The sequence below is a fragment of the Amycolatopsis sp. FDAARGOS 1241 genome, from assembly GCF_016889705.1.
GTDB lineage: Bacteria > Actinomycetota > Actinomycetes > Mycobacteriales > Pseudonocardiaceae > Amycolatopsis.
The window spans coordinates 4,441,411-4,458,210 of record NZ_CP069526.1; the positions used below are offsets into that span (position 1 = coordinate 4,441,411).

Annotated in this window: 26 protein-coding genes and 2 pseudogenes; 15 read left to right on the top strand and 13 right to left on the bottom strand. The window is 72.3% G+C overall.

Annotation, left to right across the window (positions count from 1 at the left end; all coding sequences use genetic code 11):
• Positions 1-4: 4 nt before the first annotated feature.
• Complete coding sequence (locus tag I6J71_RS21855; protein WP_204096395.1) at positions 5-1,594, top strand: ABC transporter ATP-binding protein; 1,590 nt, start codon at positions 5-7, stop codon at positions 1,592-1,594.
• 7 nt (positions 1,595-1,601) lie between these two features.
• Here the strand turns inward: I6J71_RS21855 and I6J71_RS21860 are convergent, their stop codons facing one another.
• The 3 genes and pseudogenes from I6J71_RS21860 to I6J71_RS21870 form a co-directional block, all read right to left on the bottom strand.
• Entirely contained in the window at positions 1,602-1,823 is a 222-nt protein-coding gene (locus I6J71_RS21860) for an iron-containing alcohol dehydrogenase (RefSeq protein ID WP_204097181.1), read from the bottom strand.
• Positions 1,817-2,159 (bottom strand): annotated as a pseudogene (locus tag I6J71_RS21865) (ArsR/SmtB family transcription factor). The gene I6J71_RS21860 and the pseudogene I6J71_RS21865 overlap by 7 nt, the downstream one beginning before the upstream one ends.
• Positions 2,160-2,222: 63 nt before the next feature.
• Positions 2,223-3,338, bottom strand: coding sequence for a hypothetical protein (locus I6J71_RS21870; RefSeq protein WP_204096397.1), 1,116 nt, complete (start codon positions 3,336-3,338; stop codon positions 2,223-2,225).
• Positions 3,339-3,423: 85 nt separating this feature from the next.
• On the opposite strand from I6J71_RS21870, the gene I6J71_RS21875 reads away from it, so the two are divergent.
• The 6 genes from I6J71_RS21875 (at position 3,424) to I6J71_RS21900 (ending at position 5,844) form a co-directional block, all read left to right on the top strand.
• A complete protein-coding gene (locus tag I6J71_RS21875; protein WP_204096398.1) occupies positions 3,424-3,918 on the top strand; it encodes a sialidase family protein in 495 nt (164 codons plus the stop codon).
• A gap of 134 nt (positions 3,919-4,052) precedes the next feature.
• Positions 4,053-4,175 (top strand): sialidase family protein, encoded by a 123-nt coding sequence (locus I6J71_RS21880; protein ID WP_204096399.1) that lies wholly within the window; start codon positions 4,053-4,055, stop codon positions 4,173-4,175.
• A gap of 140 nt (positions 4,176-4,315) precedes the next feature.
• Positions 4,316-4,738 (top strand): sialidase family protein, encoded by a 423-nt coding sequence (locus I6J71_RS21885; protein ID WP_204096400.1) that lies wholly within the window; start codon positions 4,316-4,318, stop codon positions 4,736-4,738.
• Positions 4,708-4,872 (top strand): hypothetical protein, encoded by a 165-nt coding sequence (locus I6J71_RS21890; protein WP_204096401.1) that lies wholly within the window; start codon positions 4,708-4,710, stop codon positions 4,870-4,872. Before I6J71_RS21885 ends, I6J71_RS21890 begins: the two co-directional genes overlap by 31 nt.
• Complete coding sequence (locus tag I6J71_RS21895) at positions 4,869-5,147, top strand: hypothetical protein (RefSeq protein WP_204096402.1); 279 nt, start codon at positions 4,869-4,871, stop codon at positions 5,145-5,147. The genes I6J71_RS21890 and I6J71_RS21895 overlap by 4 nt, the downstream gene beginning before the upstream one ends.
• Before the next feature lie 124 nt (positions 5,148-5,271).
• A complete protein-coding gene (locus I6J71_RS21900) occupies positions 5,272-5,844 on the top strand; it encodes a hypothetical protein (protein WP_204096403.1) in 573 nt (190 codons plus the stop codon).
• Here the strand turns inward: I6J71_RS21900 and I6J71_RS48610 are convergent.
• The 3 genes from I6J71_RS48610 to I6J71_RS21915 all read right to left on the bottom strand — a co-directional run bounded on the left by I6J71_RS48610 (position 5,765) and on the right by I6J71_RS21915 (position 7,239).
• Complete coding sequence (locus I6J71_RS48610; RefSeq protein WP_370542223.1) at positions 5,765-6,214, bottom strand: respiratory nitrate reductase subunit gamma; 450 nt, start codon at positions 6,212-6,214, stop codon at positions 5,765-5,767. The genes I6J71_RS21900 and I6J71_RS48610 overlap by 80 nt on opposite strands.
• Positions 6,215-6,343: 129 nt before the next feature.
• A complete protein-coding gene (locus I6J71_RS21910; RefSeq protein ID WP_204096404.1) occupies positions 6,344-6,484 on the bottom strand; it encodes a hypothetical protein in 141 nt (46 codons plus the stop codon).
• On the bottom strand, positions 6,481-7,239 hold the full coding sequence (locus tag I6J71_RS21915; RefSeq protein ID WP_204096405.1) for an SDR family NAD(P)-dependent oxidoreductase: 759 nt from the start codon (positions 7,237-7,239) through the stop codon (positions 6,481-6,483). The genes I6J71_RS21910 and I6J71_RS21915 overlap by 4 nt, the downstream gene beginning before the upstream one ends.
• Positions 7,240-7,323: 84 nt before the next feature.
• Between I6J71_RS21915 and I6J71_RS21920 the strand changes: the two genes are divergently transcribed.
• The gene (locus I6J71_RS21920) at positions 7,324-8,163 is read left to right on the top strand and encodes a helix-turn-helix transcriptional regulator (RefSeq protein ID WP_204096406.1); all 840 of its coding nucleotides are present in this window, start codon (positions 7,324-7,326) and stop codon (positions 8,161-8,163) included.
• Between the two features lie 4 nt (positions 8,164-8,167).
• Here the strand turns inward: I6J71_RS21920 and I6J71_RS21925 are convergent, their stop codons facing one another.
• Positions 8,168-9,346 carry a nitroreductase family protein gene (locus I6J71_RS21925; protein WP_204096407.1) on the bottom strand — a complete coding sequence of 393 codons (1,179 nt, stop codon included), beginning with the start codon at positions 9,344-9,346 and terminating at the stop codon, positions 8,168-8,170.
• On the opposite strand from I6J71_RS21925, the gene I6J71_RS21930 reads away from it, so the two are divergent.
• Positions 9,282-9,905, top strand: a complete 624-nt coding sequence (locus I6J71_RS21930) for a hypothetical protein (RefSeq protein WP_204097641.1) — start codon at positions 9,282-9,284, stop codon at positions 9,903-9,905. The two genes, I6J71_RS21925 and I6J71_RS21930, sit on opposite strands and share 65 nt — an antisense overlap.
• Positions 9,906-10,059: 154 nt before the next feature.
• On the opposite strand, the gene I6J71_RS21935 is transcribed toward I6J71_RS21930, so the two are convergent.
• The 3 genes from I6J71_RS21935 to I6J71_RS21945 are packed head-to-tail and all read right to left on the bottom strand — an operon-like array spanning position 10,060 to position 12,421.
• The gene (locus tag I6J71_RS21935) at positions 10,060-10,893 is read right to left on the bottom strand and encodes an SDR family oxidoreductase (RefSeq protein ID WP_239155154.1); all 834 of its coding nucleotides are present in this window, start codon (positions 10,891-10,893) and stop codon (positions 10,060-10,062) included.
• Positions 10,890-11,240 carry a hypothetical protein gene (locus I6J71_RS21940; RefSeq protein WP_204096408.1) on the bottom strand — a complete coding sequence of 117 codons (351 nt, stop codon included), beginning with the start codon at positions 11,238-11,240 and terminating at the stop codon, positions 10,890-10,892. Before I6J71_RS21940 ends, I6J71_RS21935 begins: the two co-directional genes overlap by 4 nt.
• A complete protein-coding gene (locus tag I6J71_RS21945) occupies positions 11,231-12,421 on the bottom strand; it encodes an FAD-dependent monooxygenase (protein ID WP_204096409.1) in 1,191 nt (396 codons plus the stop codon). Before I6J71_RS21945 ends, I6J71_RS21940 begins: the two co-directional genes overlap by 10 nt.
• A 211-nt stretch (positions 12,422-12,632) precedes the next feature.
• On the opposite strand from I6J71_RS21945, the gene nadE reads away from it, so the two are divergent.
• From nadE to I6J71_RS21960, 3 genes are all read left to right on the top strand, one after another.
• On the top strand, positions 12,633-13,457 hold the full coding sequence (gene nadE, locus I6J71_RS21950; RefSeq protein WP_204096410.1) for an ammonia-dependent NAD(+) synthetase: 825 nt from the start codon (positions 12,633-12,635) through the stop codon (positions 13,455-13,457).
• A gap of 85 nt (positions 13,458-13,542) precedes the next feature.
• Positions 13,543-13,731 carry a hypothetical protein gene (locus I6J71_RS21955; protein WP_204096411.1) on the top strand — a complete coding sequence of 63 codons (189 nt, stop codon included), beginning with the start codon at positions 13,543-13,545 and terminating at the stop codon, positions 13,729-13,731.
• Positions 13,728-13,946 (top strand): hypothetical protein, encoded by a 219-nt coding sequence (locus I6J71_RS21960; protein WP_204096412.1) that lies wholly within the window; start codon positions 13,728-13,730, stop codon positions 13,944-13,946. Before I6J71_RS21955 ends, I6J71_RS21960 begins: the two co-directional genes overlap by 4 nt.
• Positions 13,947-14,167: 221 nt before the next feature.
• Here I6J71_RS21960 and I6J71_RS49835 read toward each other — a convergent pair whose 3' ends face one another.
• Positions 14,168-14,290 (bottom strand): hypothetical protein, encoded by a 123-nt coding sequence (locus I6J71_RS49835; RefSeq protein ID WP_255570895.1) that lies wholly within the window; start codon positions 14,288-14,290, stop codon positions 14,168-14,170.
• A 25-nt stretch (positions 14,291-14,315) separates the two neighbouring features.
• Between I6J71_RS49835 and I6J71_RS21970 the strand changes: the two genes are divergently transcribed.
• Positions 14,316-14,522 (top strand): hypothetical protein, encoded by a 207-nt coding sequence (locus tag I6J71_RS21970; RefSeq protein WP_204096413.1) that lies wholly within the window; start codon positions 14,316-14,318, stop codon positions 14,520-14,522.
• A 146-nt stretch (positions 14,523-14,668) separates the two neighbouring features.
• Here the strand turns inward: I6J71_RS21970 and I6J71_RS48615 are convergent, their stop codons facing one another.
• Together I6J71_RS48615 and I6J71_RS50970 are read right to left on the bottom strand one after the other, a co-directional pair.
• Complete coding sequence (locus I6J71_RS48615) at positions 14,669-14,824, bottom strand: hypothetical protein (protein ID WP_239155155.1); 156 nt, start codon at positions 14,822-14,824, stop codon at positions 14,669-14,671.
• Positions 14,825-15,352: 528 nt separating this feature from the next.
• Positions 15,353-15,895 carry a hypothetical protein gene (locus I6J71_RS50970; protein ID WP_370542180.1) on the bottom strand — a complete coding sequence of 181 codons (543 nt, stop codon included), beginning with the start codon at positions 15,893-15,895 and terminating at the stop codon, positions 15,353-15,355.
• A 102-nt stretch (positions 15,896-15,997) separates the two neighbouring features.
• Between I6J71_RS50970 and I6J71_RS50975 the strand changes: the two are divergent.
• Together I6J71_RS50975 and I6J71_RS48620 are read left to right on the top strand one after the other, a co-directional pair.
• Positions 15,998-16,372, top strand: a pseudogene (locus tag I6J71_RS50975) (transporter substrate-binding domain-containing protein); the annotation flags it as partial.
• A gap of 49 nt (positions 16,373-16,421) precedes the next feature.
• Entirely contained in the window at positions 16,422-16,799 is a 378-nt protein-coding gene (locus I6J71_RS48620) for a hypothetical protein (protein WP_239155156.1), read from the top strand.
• The last annotated feature ends 1 nt before the right edge of the window (position 16,800 follow it).

The following is a 16,800-nucleotide window of genomic DNA, read 5'->3' on the forward strand; positions in this document are numbered from 1 at the left end:
GAACATGACCCAGCCGCTCCTGGAAGTGAGCGACCTCGACGTGTCCTTCGGCCGCACCGCCGCGGTGCGTGGCGCGAGCCTGACGCTGAACCCCGGCGAACGCGTCGCCGTCGTAGGCCAGTCCGGCTCCGGCAAGTCCACCACCGCACACGCCATCATCGGCCTGCTGCCCGGGTCGGGACGCGTCACCGGCGGCACGATCCGGTGGCGCGGCGAGGACCTCACGCACGCCGGGGAGAAACGGCTGCGCCGGCTGCGCGGGCGCGAGATCGGGCTCGTGCCGCAGGATCCGATGTCGAACCTCAACCCCGTCGCCCGGGTCGGCCGGCAGGTCGCGGAAACCCTGGTGGCGCACCGGATGTGCACTCGCCGCGAAGCCTGGGCGCGCGCGGTGGAGCTGCTCGGGCAGGCCGGCATCCCCGAGCCGGCGCGGCGCGCGCGGCAGTACCCGCACGAGTTCTCGGGCGGCATGCGCCAGCGCGTGCTCATCGCGATCGGCCTGGCCTGCCGGCCCGACCTGCTCATCGCCGACGAACCGACGTCCGCCCTCGACGTGACCGTGCAGCGCCAGATCCTCGACCACCTGGAGAAGCTGACGCAGGAACTGGGCACGGCACTGCTGTTCGTCACCCACGACCTCGGGCTGGCGGCGGACCGGGCCGACCGGGTCGTGGTCATGTCCGACGGCGAAGTCGTGGAGACGGGACCCGCACGAGCCGTGCTGAACGAGCCGCAGGAGCCCTACACGCGGCGGCTGGTCGCCGCCGCGCCGTCGCTCACCGGCCCGATGCACGAATCCGCCCCGGCCTCGGACGTGGTGCTCGAGGTGGCGCACGTGTCGAAGGAGTACCGCGTGCGCGGTCGCGGCGGCACGCTGCGCGCGGTCGACGACGTGTCGTTCACCGTCGGCCACGGCCGCACGACCGCGATCGTCGGCGAGTCCGGTTCGGGCAAGACGACCACCGCGCACATGGTCCTCGGCCTGGTGCCCGCGACGTCGGGCACGATCAGTCTCGACGGCTCCGAGGTCGTCGGCCTGCGCGGCGCCCGCCTGCGCGCGGCCCGGCGCGCGATGCAGCCGGTGTTCCAGGACCCATACGCGTCGCTCGATCCGATGTGGACGGTGGAGCGCATCGTCACAGAGCCGCTGCGCACGTTCGGTGTCGGCGACCGGGCTTCGCGGCGCCGGCAGGTGGCCGAGCTGCTCGACCAGGTGGCGTTGCCGGCTTCGCTCGCGCAGCGCTACCCCAACGAGCTGTCGGGCGGTCAGCGCCAGCGCGTCGCGATCGCACGGGCCCTGGCTCTGCGGCCGCGGCTGGTCGTGTGCGACGAACCGGTGTCCGCCCTGGACGTGCTGGTGCAGGACCAGATCCTCGGATTGCTGTCGGCTCTGCAGCAGGAGCTGGGCCTGAGCTACCTGTTCATCTCCCACGACCTCGCCGTGGTGCGTTCGCTGGCCCACGACGTGCTGGTGATGCAGGCGGGCCGGGTGGTGGAGCACGGCCCGGTGGACCAGGTGCTGTCCTCGCCCTCCGACGATTACACGCGCCAGCTGCTCGACGCGGTGCCGGGAGCGGCCACGTTCACCCCGTGATCGCGGGTCACCGGGCGAGGGCGAGGATCTCCTTGACGTGGTGCGGACCGTCGATGGGGCGCGGGTTGCGCGGCACCCACGGCGTGCTCATCGCGCGTTCGGCCACCTCGTCCTCGCTCGCCGGGCCGACGCCGACGGCGCCGAGGGTCGCGGGAAGGTCCAGGTCGCGGACGAGGTCACGGACCACGTCGGCCGCCTGTTCCCCGCCGACACCCGAGTGGCTCAGCAGCTCCCGCTGCCGCGCGCCGTTGGCCTCGGCGTTCCAGGCGGGTTTTCGTCCCGGTTTTCATCGAGGTGCCGCTCGAGGGCGTCGAGGCGGCCGGCCCACAGCGCGCGGTAGGGCCGCAGCCACGCGTCGATCTCGCGCAGCGGCTCGTCGTCCAGCTCGTACCAGCGCAGCTGCGCCTCGCGACGCACCCGGACCAGCCCGGCCTCGCGCAGCACGCGCAGGTGCTTCGAGGCACCCGGCTGCGTCAAGCCGAGCCGCTGAGCGAGCTCACCCACCGGAGACGGTCCTCGCGCAGCAGATCCTGGTTGCGGCGCCGCGCACCGCCGCGGCCGCCACCTCGAACGTCGTGGGTACGCCCGTTATATGCCCCTTCGCGTATATGCCTGTCAAGGCATGGAGCTAGCGCGACCGGAACAGCAGCACCCCGTTGACGCTCAACGTGCACTCGCTCGACGCCCGGCCCGTCGGCAGCGAGTACCTGAGCGGCAATTCCCTCCGGCCCGCTTCGAGCGTGCCGCCGGACGGCGGGAACCAGCGCACCGGCTGCAGCAGTCCCGGCGCGTCCGGTTCGAACAGCGCGCAGTGCAGTGGCACCGACAACGCCGACGCGAGCCGCACGGTCACGGCCACGTCGAGCGTGCCGGCCGGAACCCGCGCGCCCGTCTGCGCGGCCACGGCGAGCTCCACCGCGCTCCGCGCGGCCTGCGGCGCCGCGGGCCGGAACCGCACGGAATCCCACGTGACCGACAGCGGACCGAACTCCAGCGGCCCCGGCCCCGCCGGCTTGAGCACCACCTGCGCCGGGCGGGTCAGGCGCTCGTCGTCCTCGTACTCCTGGGGCAGAACCACGTCCCAGTCCGGTTCGGCGCCGGCGTGGCCCAGCCCTTCCGCGAGAGTGCGCGATTCGTCGAACAGGCTCAGCGCGAGGTCCATCACCTCCGCCGCCGCGTCGACGAGGTCGCTGCCGAGCTCCTCGATCCGCTGTTCGCGCCGCGACCGGAAGCCGGAGCCGCCGACCTGCTCGCGCGCGCGTTCGTAGGCTTGCGGTCCCACCAGCGGCATCGCGCCGACGAGTGCTTCGAGGGCCGCTTTGTCGAGCAGGGTCAGCGCGGTGCGCACCGCCTCGACACGGCCGAGCGCCAGGGCGCACAGCGCCAGGTACCTCTCGCCCACCGCGACCTGCAGCGGCGAGCGAGCCGACGCGACGGCGTCGCGGAACAGATCCCGCGCCCGGTTCAGCTCCGCGGTGCGCACGCCCGCGTCGCGGGTCGTGCTCGCGTCGAGCAGTGTGCGCAGCCCGGCGCCGACCGCGGCCGTGTACCGCTGCTCCAGCACCTCGTCGAGCTGCCGCTCGATGCCGGACAGCTGCTCCCCCAGCCGGTCCTCGCTCTCCACGAGTGCTCCGACGATCTCGGAAGCCACGCCCCCGAGCTCCTCTTTCCCCGTCAGTGCCCCGATCACGGCGGACACCCCGTACTTCGTCGCGATCACGGCGATCGCCGTCAGCGGCTCCACGGCGGACAGCCTAGTTGTACGGCGCGTGTACGACCGCCGGCGATCCTGGGCGCACTTCGCAGTACCCCGACAGAGAGCCGGGACCATGAAGTCCAGACGTTTCGCAACCGGGCTGCTCGCGGCGTTCGCCACCGCGCCCGGGCTCGCTGCACTGCCCGCCGCGCCCGCTTCGGCCGACGTCGCCTCCGCCTTCGTGTTCCAGGCGAACACCGAAGGCTACGACTGTTTCCGCATCCCCGCGGTGGTGAAGGCGCACGACGGCGAGCTGCTCGCGTTCGCCGAGGGCCGCAAGACCGGGCCGGACTGCCTCGACGCCGGCGACGTGGACGTCGTCCTCAAGCGCTCCCAGGACAACGGGAAGACGTGGAGCGCGCCGGTCATCGCCGTGCACGGCTGCGGCGACACCAAGGACAACGCCGTACCGATCGTGCTGCCCGCCGGCCGGATCGTGCTGCTGTCCGAATGGCAGTGCGTGAACAGCTTCCTGAACTACCTGCACGTTGCCACGGGGCGTCGAGGTGGTGCTGCGGTGTCTGGCTGTGGGTCGTGCGGCCGTGGCGGCGGAATCGTTGCCGTGTGAGGTGCGTGCCGGCCGGCTGAGTCGGGCCGGGCTGTCGCCGTTGCCGCTGGGCGGCTGCGTGGTGAGGCCGGGCGTCGAGATGGTGCCGCGGTGTCTGGCTGTGGGCCGTGCTGCCGTGGCGGAAGTGTTGCCGTGTGAGGTGGTCCCCGGCGTGCGGGCGGATCCCGCGCGTGAGCTTCAGCGACGACAACGGCGCGACGTGGACCGCGCCGAAGGACCTGACCACCCAGCCCGGCTTCGCCGCGGCACCGAACTGACTCGCGACCAGACCCGGGCACGGCATCGTCCTGCAGCACGGCGCGCACGCCGGACGGCTCGTGGCCGGCCTGAGCTACCAGGTGAACCCCGCGAGCCCGAACGTCGGCGCGCTGATCTACAGCGACGACCAGGGAGCGACGTGGCACCTCGGCGCGACCGACCAGGCGTCGGACCCAAACACGCCCCGCAGGAGATCAGCGTCACCAAGCTGGCCGACGGCCGGATCTACGCGGCCGCTCGCAACGACCACAAGGCCGCCCCGGCCGATCCGTGCACGATCCACAATCGCGCCTTCGCGATCAGCTCTGACGGCGGCGCGAGCTTCAGCACGAAGTTCGCCGTGGTAGCGGACCTCACGACCCCGCGCGTGCAGGGCTCGGTGCTGGAGATGAGCGCGACCACGGCCGGCGAAGCGTACGACCGCCTGTTGTTCGCCGGGCCGTCCACTTGCGACCGGCGCAAGGAGCTGCGCGTGCGTTCCTCGTTCGACGAGGGCGGCACCTGGACCAGCGACGCCGACAGCCTGCTGGTGTGGGGCCAGGACGCTCCTACACCGACCTGATCTCGCTCAGCTCCACCTCGGCCGGCCTGCTCTACGAAGCCGGCCCCGAGTACCAGGCCGACGCGAGCATTCGCTGGTCGGTGCTCACCGAAGCGCAGCTGGGCGCCCGGTCTGCGGCACGGGGTACGGCGTGATCGACTCGGCGCCGCTGAGCACGGCAGGGACCGTGTACCTGTCCTACAACGCGGCGAACGGCCAGAAATGCGTGAGCACCATGAAGAAGACGGGCGCGGGCACGCCGTCGCCGGCGGCCTATCTGCAGGTGCAGGGCGCCTCGCGCAAAACGGACTCGGGCTCGTTCTCCTTCTACGCCGGCCCCGTCTCCGCGCCCGCGGCCGGCAAGTGCGTCCAGTGGGGCGGCGCGATCGGCACGGCCGCATACGACAGCCCGCTCGACCACTGCGGCTGAGCCGGGGGCTCCCCCACCGAGCGGATCTCGTTCCGGCCATGACCCGCCGTGCTCCGGGCACGGCGGGCTCAGCCTCGGCCGGAGCACGAAGGGCAAGGATCCGGTGGCCGGGTACCGTGCAGCGGTGACCACGCTCGCCGACCGAGGCGGTGCGCCGCTGCAGCGGCTGCACTGCGCGCCGCACCCCCGGCGCGACTACCTGCCCATCGAGCTGGCCATGCGCGACATGCGCTCGGCCCACGGGCGCGACCCCGAGACGGGCGAAGGAGCCGGCACCCGGTCCTGGATCGGTGTCTGCCTGGGCATGATCGTGCTCGACACGTTGTCGGGCACGTCCGCCCCGGCCGGTCGGCGGTTCAAGCGCCTGCTGATCGAGCACGGTGTCGACCACGACGACGCGACCGTGCTGTGGATCATCCGCAATTCCCTGCTCCACGGCTACGGCCTGCCCCGCCCGTCGGACGTCCGCCACCGCCGCGTCGAGGTCACCGGGGCCACCGACGCGTTCGCCCTGGACACCGGCGACCCGCGGATGGTGCGGCTGAGCGCGCCGGTGTTCTGCAGCCACCTGGTGGAGCGCATCGCCGCGTCGGTGCCGCACCAGTGGGACACCAGCCTCATCCACACCCACGACGAACTGCGGCACGCGGGCGTGCGCTACGTACCGCCCCCGGGCCGCGGCGACCACAGCGGATAGGCCGGCCGGCCGGTTCACGCCGGCGACGCCGCCCAGCCCGAGCGCGACGGCGTGGTACTGCGCTCTGGACACGCCCGAGGTCGTCGGTGAGCGGCTTGGGGACGACGAGTTGCGCGAGGTTTCCGATCACGACCACGAGCAGTCCGAAGTGGAACATCGGGCTGCCGACGCGCAGCAGCGGGCTCTCGTAGAGCTGCGACGACCGGATAGTCCTGCCGAAGCGGTCGTAACGGTATCGCCACATCGTGGTCGGCGCTCCGCAACAACCGGCCGGCCCGCAGCAACGCCTCGCAGGCCGGCCCTGTGTCACTCCCCGCCGACGTCCGGCGCCTTCTCGGCCCGATTCCCGGGGTCCGAGTAGAACAGCCATCCAGCGCAGTGCCACGGGCGAAAGCGCGGGGATTTCACGTGCCGCGCGACGGTGACCTCGCGCCGGAAGCGCGCGCAACTGCGGGTCCGCGGTGTGCTCGGCGCGGATGACCTTGACGGCCACTTGCCGCTAGTCGTGGCGCGCCGCGAGGTACACCGTGCCCGCGCCGAGGCGCCGCACCACCCCGCCGTGGCCGACCCGCCGCGGTCGCCGCCACGGCGAAGCCTGCCGGACGTCCTGCCCCACCAGCGCCGAAAGTGGCCCTGTCAAGCGCGCGCTCCCCCATCCACGCGCAGGACCGTGCCCGTCACGTACGACGCCCGGTCGCTGAGCAGCCAGGCGGCAGCTTCGGCGATCTCGTCCGGCTGGGCCGCGCGGCGCAGCGGCGTCGCCGCGATCAGCCGGTCCTGCAGCCCCGGCGAGTCGGCTTCCCAGGCGCGGATCATCTCCGTCAGCGTGTTGCCGGGTGCGATGGCGTTGACGCGGATTCCCTCGGGGCCGTAGGTGACCGCAGCCGACTCCGTCAGGCTGTTGACCGCGCGCTTCGCGGCGCCGTACGCCGGCAGCTCGGGGTTGCCCATCAGGCTCCCGACGGACGAGGTGTTCACGATGGCACCCGATCCGGCCGTGGCGCGGATCGCCGCGACCTCGGCGGCCATCGCGAGCCACACGCCTTTGAGGTTCACCGCGCAGACGTGGTCGAACTCGGCTTCTGGCAGCACGTCCAGCGGGCCTGGCCGCTGGATCGTGGCGCCGTTGTTGAACGCGATGTCGAGGCGGCCGTAGACCTCGACCGTCCGCTCGACGGCGCCGCGCACGCCGGCCGCGTCGGCCAGGTCGCACACGACGTGGTCCGCGGTGCCCCCTTCGGCGCGGATCTGCTCGGTGACGGTCTTGAGCTGGGCTTCCGTCCGGGCCGCGAGCAGCACACGGGCGCCCTCCCGCGCGAACAGCCGCGCGGCGGCCGCGCCGATCCCGCGGCCCGCGCCGGTGACGAAGGCGATTTTTCCTGCCAACAGAGTCATGACCCCAGCGTCGGCGCGGACGGCGACCGCATTCAGGCACTGGCGGTACCTGGCTCGGCCCGCCGCACGCGGCACACTGGAGCTGTGGACAGGCGCGAACTGGCCGGTTTCCTGCGGACCCGGCGCGAACGGATCACTCCGGCCGACGTCGGGCTGCCGGCCGGAGCGCGCCGCCGCACCCCGGGGCTGCGGCGCGAGGAAGTGGCGCAGCTGGCGTTCATCTCGACGGAGTACTACACGCGGCTCGAGCAGTCCCGTGGCCCGCACCCGTCGCGTGAGGTGCTGGCCGGGCTCACTCGTGCGCTGCGCCTGTCCGACGCCGAGCGCGACCACCTGCACCACCTCGCCGGCCTGCCGCCGGGCCCATCGCCCGGGCCACCGCGGCACGTGCGCCAGAGCATCCTCGACCTCATCGACCGCCTCCCGCTGGCCGCGGCGATCGTGGTGTCCGCGACGCTCGAGGTGATCGCCTGGAACGACCTCGCGGCCGCCCTCCTGGAGGATTTCTCCGCGCTGCCGCGCCGCGACCGCAACCTCGTGCGCCGCGCCTTTCTCGGCGGCCGCCGGCTCTACGGCGTCTCCGACGCCGGCGAGTTCGCCGAATACGCGGCCCACAAACTCCGCGCCGCCGCGGCGCGCTACCCGGGCGACCCGGAAATCGCGGAACTGGTCGGTGAACTCAACGCGCGAAGCACCGAATTCGCTAACCTGTGGTCTTCGCACGACGTGTCCACCGAACCGGCCCTGACCAAGACCTTCAACCACCGTTCGCTCGGCCCGATCACCGTCACCTGCGACGTCCTCGACCTCACCGACCGCGACCAGCAGGTTGTCATCTACACCGCCGCCCCCGGCTCGCCCGCCGAGGAAGCTCTGCGGCTCCTGGCGGTCGTCGGCACGCAGCGGATGGACGTCGACAGCTGATCGGTCAGCTGCGCCAGCTGATCAGCTCCTCGAGCGGCAGCTTCGCCCGCTTCCCCGCACTCCCGCTCGGCGGCGCCGCCGGGTCTTCGGCCGAATAGCCCACCGTGAGGATCCCCGCGAGCGACACGTCGGCCGGGAAGCCGGTGAGTGCGTGGACCGCGGCGAACCGGCTGTCGTCACCGGGGCCGAAGAAGCCCGTGGCGAGGCCCTCGGAGGTGGCGGCGAGCTGCAGCAGTGACAGCAGGGCGCCGCTGTCGAACCACCAGTACGGGACGGGCCAGGGGATTTCGGCGCCGTCGTCGAGTTTGTCGGGTTCCTGGTAGCGCTCGTGGTAGGAGGCCTCCCGGACGCCGAGCGCGATGAGCACGGGCGCGCCCGAGATCCACGCCGTGAAGCCGGCCTCCACGTACGGCCCTTCGCTGATCGCGGCGATGCGCGCGCGGACAGCGGGCGCCGTGATCACCGCGAGCCGGTGGCCCTGGCTGAAGCCGGCACTCGGCGCGCGCCGGATCACGCGCACCACCCGGCGCAGGACGTCGTCGGGAACGGGGTCGGGCCGGTAGGCGCGGACCATCCGCCGGTGGCGCAGAACCTCGGAGAACTCCATGTGATCAGCATGGCGGATGAGCCGCGGTTCAGTAACCGGCCGAGATCCGCAAGTAGTCCAGCGGCGCCGCGTAGGTGGTGCCGGCGCCGCAGTGGCCGCCGGGGACGGTCTCGACGTCGAGGCTGAGTGCCTGGATCGCGTCGTACAGCTGCGTGGCGAGCCGCCGCGCTGGGCGTCCGGGGCCGGCGGCTCCGGAGTCGGGTTCCACAGGTCGGAGTTGAACACGAGCTTGCCGGAGTTGACGTGCACGATGGGCATGTCCGCGGCGTGGTCGCTGACGATCCGGTCCGCCGACCCGGTGCCGCCCTCGGCGGTGTCGAAGGTCAGCACCTCGTCGATCCCGCGCACGCCGGCCTCGGCGGGCACGGCGGCGAGCCGGTCGGGGTCCACGGTGCGCGGGCCGGCCAGCGCCTGCTCGAAGAACGGCACCGCCGGCGTTCCCACGTGGACGGTCAGGTCGCCGACGGCGGCGAACTCGCGGAGGCCGCCCACGTGATCGAAGTGGAAGTGGGTGCAGACGAGCTCCCGCAGCGGCTTGCCGGAGAAACGTTCGCTTGGCCTGAAGGAGCGCAGCAAGGCTGAAGTCGTCGTACAGCGGGGATTCGATGGCAGGCACCGGAAAATCCTCGCCTCGCGCAGGGTTCCGGCCGCGTCGCTCGTGCCCGCGCTCGACCTGCTTTCCGCGGAGATGCGCGATTTCCCGCGGGCGGGCACGGTCCTCCGCGGCTCGCCGCGCCACGATCTCCGTGCATCGGTCGAGGTTGAGCTTCGCGAGCAGCGCCGTCGACGCCTCCGACAGCAGGGTCGTCCGCGCCCGCTCGATCCGCAGCGCCTCGCGGGCTGGCCATGCGCCGGTGTCTTCGACGAACCAGAGGGTGACGCTGCCGTCGCAGTGGCGGACCGGGTGCGCTTCGAACCTGCGCTCGGCAACCAGCCCGCCGGCGCGGGTCGCGGTGCGCGCCGAGGTCAGCACCCACGCGGGCACCGGCGCGGCGAGCCCGCCGCCGGTCCGCCAGCCGGGGAACAGCTCGCGCGCGCCGTGGTTGGCGTACTCACCCCGCCCGTCGGCGCCGACCCGCAAGGCAAGGCCGGGAGCGTCGTCCCGGGCCGCCGGGGCTGTTCCGACGGCTCTTGATTCCAGGCTGCTTGATTCGAGCGTGCTTGTCTCGGCCGTGCTTGATTCGAGCCTGCCCGGGTTGATCCGGGGCGGCCGGTCGAGTTCGGACACACCTGCACTTCTTGTTCCCATAGCCGGATTCCGCGCCCGGGGCCGCCGCCGGTCGGCGGCGTCACCGGCGGCTGCTTGAACCGGATGCCCGGAATGGACGAGTCCGCCGGGTGTTCAAGCGGAGCCGCCGAGTGCGAGCCGACCCGCCCCACCGTGGCTCACTCGGGGACGCGCATGACCTCGGGCCGCTCCGGCCCGTGCGGGATGTCGAACGACTCCTCGCCCGTGCGTAGCAGCCGCAGGACACGCCCGCCACGTAGTCCGGGCTCTGGACCACCATGCCGGGGACCGGGGACGCCCCGAGGGTGAAGCGGCCGTCGGCGAACTCCGTGGCGGTGATGGAGGGCAGGAGCAGGGACACGGCGATACCGTCGGCAGCGAGTTCCTGCGTGAGCACCGAGCTGAGCATGTTGACGGCCGACTTCGAGGACGCGTAGGCACCCACGCCGACGGCGACGCGGCGGGTGGTGCCGGAACTGACGTTCACGATGCGGCCGAAGCGCTGGGCCCGCATGGCCGGCAGCACGGCCTGCGTCATCGCGAGCAGGCTGACGACGTTGAGCTGCAGGACCCGCCCGAGTTCGGCCGGGTCCACCTCGTCGAGCGGACCGTGGAGGCTGACGCCGGCGTTGTTGACGAGGCCGTCGACGCGGCCGTGGCGGTCGAGGGTGGCGGCGACGAGCGCTTGCACCTGCTCGGGGTCGGTCACATCGGTGGGGACGGCCAGCGCGCCGCCGAATTCCCCGCTCAGCGCGGCCAGCCGGTCGGCCCGGCGCGCGGCCAGCACGGGGTGCGCGCCCGCGGCGTGCAGGGCGCGGGCGGTCGACGCGCCGATCCCCGAGGAGGCGCCGGTGACGATCACGGTCTTGCCGGCCAGGTCGATGAGGTCCGTCATGCCTCGACGGCTACCAGACCTCGCTCGCGTGGCGTCGCGCGGAACCGTTGCCCCGGCAGGCAAATCGGACGCCGCGAGCCGAACCGGGCCAGTCTCGCGGCGCCGTGCTCAGTGGCCGCGCCGAACCACCGCCGCAGGTGCGCGGCCAGCTCGCGCTGCCCTTCGCCTGCCCAGACCACGTGTCCGTCCGGGCGCAGCAGCACCGCGGGCGCGTCGAGCTCATCGCTGCCCGACACGACGTGGTCGACGCGCTCGGACCAGCCACCGGAAAGCTCACCGGTCTGGTCCAGCAGCAGGCCGCGCCCCGTGCGCAGCAGCTCGAACAGGCGCCCCCGTTTCAGCGGCACGTCCCGCAGCCGGCGCCCGACGAGGCCGGGCCGAACCGAAGTCGTAGCGGATGGCGGTGGCGGTGATCTTCTCGATCAGGTGACGGGTTGACCTCCTCGAAGTCCATCAGTTCCGCCAGCAGCTTGCGCACGGACCGCGGACCGGGCTCGGTGGACATGAACTGGATCTGCGGGCGCGTGTTGTCCAGGACGTCCGCGGCCACCGGGCGCCGTTCGGCCTCGTAGGTGTCCAGCAGGCCCTCCGGTGCCCAGCCGTGCACCGCCGCGGCCAGCTTCCAGCCGAGGTTGCCCGCGTCCTGCAGCCCGAGGTTGAGGCCCTGGCCACCCGTGGGCGGGTGGATGTGCCCCGCGTCGCCGGCCGGCAGCACCCGGCCGGCGCGGAAGCGGCCGGCCAGCCGAGTCGCGTCCCCGAAGCGCGAGAGCCACTGCGGCGGGTGGACATCGAAGTCGGTGCCGGCGAGAGCCGTCAGCCGAGCCTTGACCCCGTCGAGTGTCGGCGGGACCGCGGGATCCTGCGCCACCCCCTCGGCCGGCACGACAACGCGGAACACGCCCTCCCCGAGCGGCACCACGCCGAACCGCTTGTGCGTCTTGCGCACCTCGGCGACCGTGGCCGTCACCTCCTCCAGCGGCGCGCCGATCCGCATCTCCCCGAGCAGCGTCTCGACCCGGCTGGGCTCACCGGGGAAGCCGATGCCGGCGAGCTTGCGCACCGTGCTGCGCCCGCCATCGCAGCCGACGAGATAGCGCCCGCGCACCTGCGTGCCGTCGGCGAGCCCGGCGCTCACGCCGTCGTCGTCCTGGCTGAGCCCCCCACCCCGCTCCCGCGCCGGATCTCGACACCGAGTCCCGCGGCGTGCTCCCGCAGCAGCCGCTCGGTGGCGGTCTGCGGGATGCCGAGCGCGAACGGGTCCGGGCGTGTCGAGCCCGTGCGACGCCGGCTTCTCGATGCCCGCGAAGAAGCCGGCGAGCGGGTGGCGCTGCCCTTCCGCCGGGAACCGCTCCAGCAGCCCGCGCTGGTCCATCAGCTCGATGCTGCGCGAGTGCAGCCCGAGCGCGCGCACCACCTTCGTGGGCTCCGCGTCGCGCTCCAGGACCACCGGCCGCACGCCCTGCAGCCGCAGCTCGCTCGCCAGCATCACGCCGGTCGGTCCCCCACCCACGATGATCACGTCGATCACTGCGCACTCCCCCTTTGTGCTGTTCGTCGCGGGGAAGTGTGCGCGGCGAAGGGGGTCTTGCCGCAAGCCCCGGGGTGCGATACACGTTGGGAGCAGGGAGAAATCGTTCTCGTTGCTTTTCTTTTCCTCAGACCGCTTTCCGCGCCACCCCCCGGCAGACAGGCCGCGGGCTTGGCGCCTGCGGGTTCCGGGCGCCGGTTACAGTACGCGGATGGCGAACCTACGGCAGCAGATCGTCGCTGAGCTCGGCGTGAAGCCGACCATCATCCCGAAGGTCGAGATCCGCGAGCGGGTCGACTTCCTCAAGGACTACCTGCGCTCGACCCCGGCCAAGGGCTACGTGCTCGGCATCAGCGGGGGCCAGGACAGCACGCTGACGGGCCGGCTCTGCCAGCTCGCCGCAGAGGAACTGCGCGCCGAGGGGCACGACGCGACGTTCGTCGCGGTCCGCCTGCCCTACGGCGTGCAGGCCGACGAGGCCGACGCCCAGACCGCGCTCGAGTTCATCCGCCCCGACCGGTCGATCGCCGTCAACGTCAAGCCGAGCGCCGACGCGGTGGCGGCCGAGGTCGCCACCGGCGTCGGCGGTACCCTGCGCGACTTCGTGCGCGGCAACATCAAGGCCCGCGAGCGAATGGTGATCCAGTACGGCATCGCCGGGCAGCTCAGCCTGCTCGTCGTCGGTACCGACCACGCCGCCGAGGCCGTCACCGGCTTCTTCACCAAGTACGGCGACGGCGGCGTCGACCTCACCCCGCTCACCGGCTTGACCAAACGCCAGGGCGCGGCACTGCTGCAGGAACTGGGCGCACCCGCGAGCGTCTGGGAGAAAGTCCCGACCGCCGACCTCGAAGACGACCGGCCTGCCCTCCCGGACGAGGTGGCCCTCGGCCTGAAGTACTCCGAGATCGACGACTACCTCGAAGGCGCGGACGTCACACCGGAGGTCGCGCAGCGGCTGGAGTCGATCTACCTGGGAACGCGCCACAAGCGCAGCGTTCCGGTCACCCCGCTCGATGCCTGGTGGCGCGGCTGAGGCTCCGGCGAACCGGGGTGTGAACCGTAAGCGAAGGGGGTACCCGGGCGCGTCCGATCACCACCGAGCCCGCCGGAGGTCCCCGATGCCCGTCCGCTCCGCCCCTCCCGCCGACGTGGTCGCACTCGCGCGCACCGTGCTTGCCGCCGCCCACGGGTTGAGCGCGCCCGCCGCACGCGCCGCCCTCGTCGCGATGGCCCAAGACCGCGGCTGGCCGGTGACCCGGTGCGCCGAATTCGTCGTGGCGACCGTGGGCGGGAAGGCGAGCCGGTGAGCACCGTCACGCGACTCCCGTCGAACCGCGGCGACACGGCCGAGGTGGGCGCCGGCGTGCTGATCGCGGTCGGCATCGTCATCGTGTTCTTCACCTGGTGGTCGTGGTGGACGGTCGCCGGGCTCGCCCTCCTCGCGGCGGGCGGGCTGACGCTCGCGCTCGGCAGCGCCGGGCTCGGCCACCGGCGGGGCCGGTCCGGCCCGGAAACGCCGTGACGCCGGCGGGGTCCCGGGTGAGACCCCGCCGAAGCGTCAGAACCGGTCGACGTCCATGATGGCCTTCGCGAAGGGCGGCGGGGCTTCCTGGGGCGCGTTGTGGCCGATGCCCGTGAACGTGCCTTGCCATCGGCGGTGGCACCGTCGAAGTCGCTGCCGATGGTGATGGTGGGGACGCCGATGGTGGGGCCGGTCGCGAGCTTCTGCTCGTCCACGTCGTATTACTGGGGTTCGCCGGGGGCGAGGCTCTGGCGCCAGCGGTAGTTGTGGATGACGATGGCGACGTGGTCGGGATTGGTGAACGCCTCCGCCGTGCGCTCGTAGGACTTCCCGTCGAAGGACACGTTCCGCAACGGCCAGCAGGCCGCCGTGGCGCTCGACATCATCGCGCTGATGGAGGCGCTGCACCTGGACAAGGCCGTCTTCGGCGGTTACGACGGGGGTGTGCGCGCGGCCGACGTCGTCTCGGTGCTGGGGCCCAAACGCGTCAAGGCGATGGTGGCCGTGAGCGGGTACGGCGTCGACGACCTCAAGGCGAACAAGGAGGCGCTGCCACCGGCGGCCGAATACGGCTGATGGTACCAACACTACTTCGCCACCGATCGCGGTCGTCGGCCCGTACCCGCGCGGGCACGGCGCGATCACGCGATATCCGGCCGCCGCGAGCAGCGGACCGACGTCGACGTAGCTGTGCGGGTCGTAGGGCCACCCGTGGAGCAGGATCACCGGCTTTCCGGTCGCCGGCCCCACTCGGCGTATCCGATGTTCAGCAGCCCGGCCTTGACCTGTTTGACCGGGCCGAGCGAGGTGTTCTTCCCCGAACCCGCCCGCAGCTCGTCGCCGGCGGGCGCAGCCGGCGCCGGGCCGCGCTCGCCCACCGAACAAGCGGCGAGTGACGCGGCGGCCGCGCCCGCGGCGAAACCTGGCCGAACTTTCTCCTGCTGATCATGGACTCTCCTCCGCGCGTGGCGCATGATGTGTACCCGGTCAACCCAAGTGGACGGTGATCATCTCCGCGAGCGTCACGTGACGCTGTCGGTGTACGTCATCGCGGTCGGCGCGCGAGACTGTCCCAAGAAGACACTCGGGGCTCCCTTCACCAGTGCCACACGGGTTCCGTGCACGGTCATCGTCTCGCCGTTGCGTTCGATCCGGATGTCCGGCAACGCGCGGCGGAGCTGACGTGCCGGATGCCGGAGAACAACCGGCGGTACCGGCTCGCCGGTGACAGCCCGACGAGGAACCGAGCGACCGGCTCACCGTCCCCGTACCGCGGCGGCCGGATCGCGATCGGATCCACTGGGGACGTGGTCACACCGCCGGCGCGCAAAGCCCGAGCGCTTCCGCCGACTCGGCGCGCATCTCGACCTTCCGGATCTTCCCCGTCACAGTCGTCGGGAACTCGGTCACCACGCGAACGTACCGCGCACGCCGAGGCAGTACTCCGGGGAACCGCAGCGACGACGCCCGCGTGGATCGCCAGGGGACCGGCCGCCGGTCTGGACGTTGACGAGCAGGTACTCCTCCGGGTCCCGCGCGATGAGCCGTTTCGTGCGCGTCACCCGCTGTGGACCGGAGACCACTGTGGACACCCCCACACCGTCGAGCGCGGTGTGCTCGATCCGGCCGGTGAACGGCGCGTCGCCCGTCGCGCGGGCCGTCACCCGCACGAGCGTCTCGCAGATGACGTCGGACCAGTACCCGAACGCGTCGGGCGCAGCGACGTCCTCAGTGGACCACGTGTGCTGCACGCCGCCGATCGTGGCAGACGCACGGGCCGAGCGACGGGCACGGGCCTGACCGTGCCCCGCCGGGCAGGCCCCTTTCCCCGAACCGCGTGTCCGGTGTGCGGGTCCTCCGGCCACCTCAAGACGGCCCGGTCGTCCGGATGAGCGAGCCGCCGCCGCGCCGGGCGCGCAGCTTCCGGCGCCCGGTTGACATCGTGGCATTATGAGCCTAAGAAATACCACGCGCGTCACACCGATGTGCCGGGCGTCTGGAGGGGAGCTATGGCGGCTCGGAAGACCACCCGTGTCCTGTTCGCGGCCGGGATGGCCGCGAGTGTCGTGTCCGTCGCGGCGTGCGGGCCGGGTGACGATGCCGGGTCCGGCTACGGACCGGCCGAGCCCGGCACCATCACGGCGGGGGTGACGGCCGGCGACGCGCCGTTCGTCTCCCCCGACGCCACCGGGAAACCGGTCGGGCTGCTGGTGGACCTCAACACCGTGATCGCCCGGCGGATGGGCCTGAAGATCACCTACCGCGTGACGACCGTCAGCGCCGGGCTGCCACTGGTCACGCCGAGGCAGCCGGACATACTGGCGATCGGCATGCTGCCGACGCCGGAGCGCAGGAAGAGGGTCGACTTCACCCAGCCGTGCTACCTGGCCTCCGACGACGTCGTGGTCCGCTCCGAGTCGGCGGTCAAGGCGGCCGGGTACCGGAAGGACAAGTGCGCCGGCGCGGGTCTGGGCAGTGCCCAAGTCCGACTTCGTGACGGCCAAGATCCCAGGCGCCACGCTCCACTCCCAGCCCACCAACGGCGCGGAAGTGAACCAGCTGCTCAACGTCAACCTCGACGCGATGGTCATCGCCTCCACCGAGGCGCCGACCGTGCTCCGGCAGCGCCGGTTCAGGATCGCCTACGCCGCACCGCACGAGCAGGCGTCGGCGATGCCGATCAACCGCAAGCTCACCGCGCTCGAGGAGGCCTACGGCGACCAGCTCACGACCACGATGGACGACGGCACGTCCCTCTGCGTGTACGACCAGTACTTCCCCGCTGAACCCTATCCGTCCGAGATGTTCACCTATCGGCCCCAGCTCCGGGGCGAGATCCAGAAAGGCAAGTGAC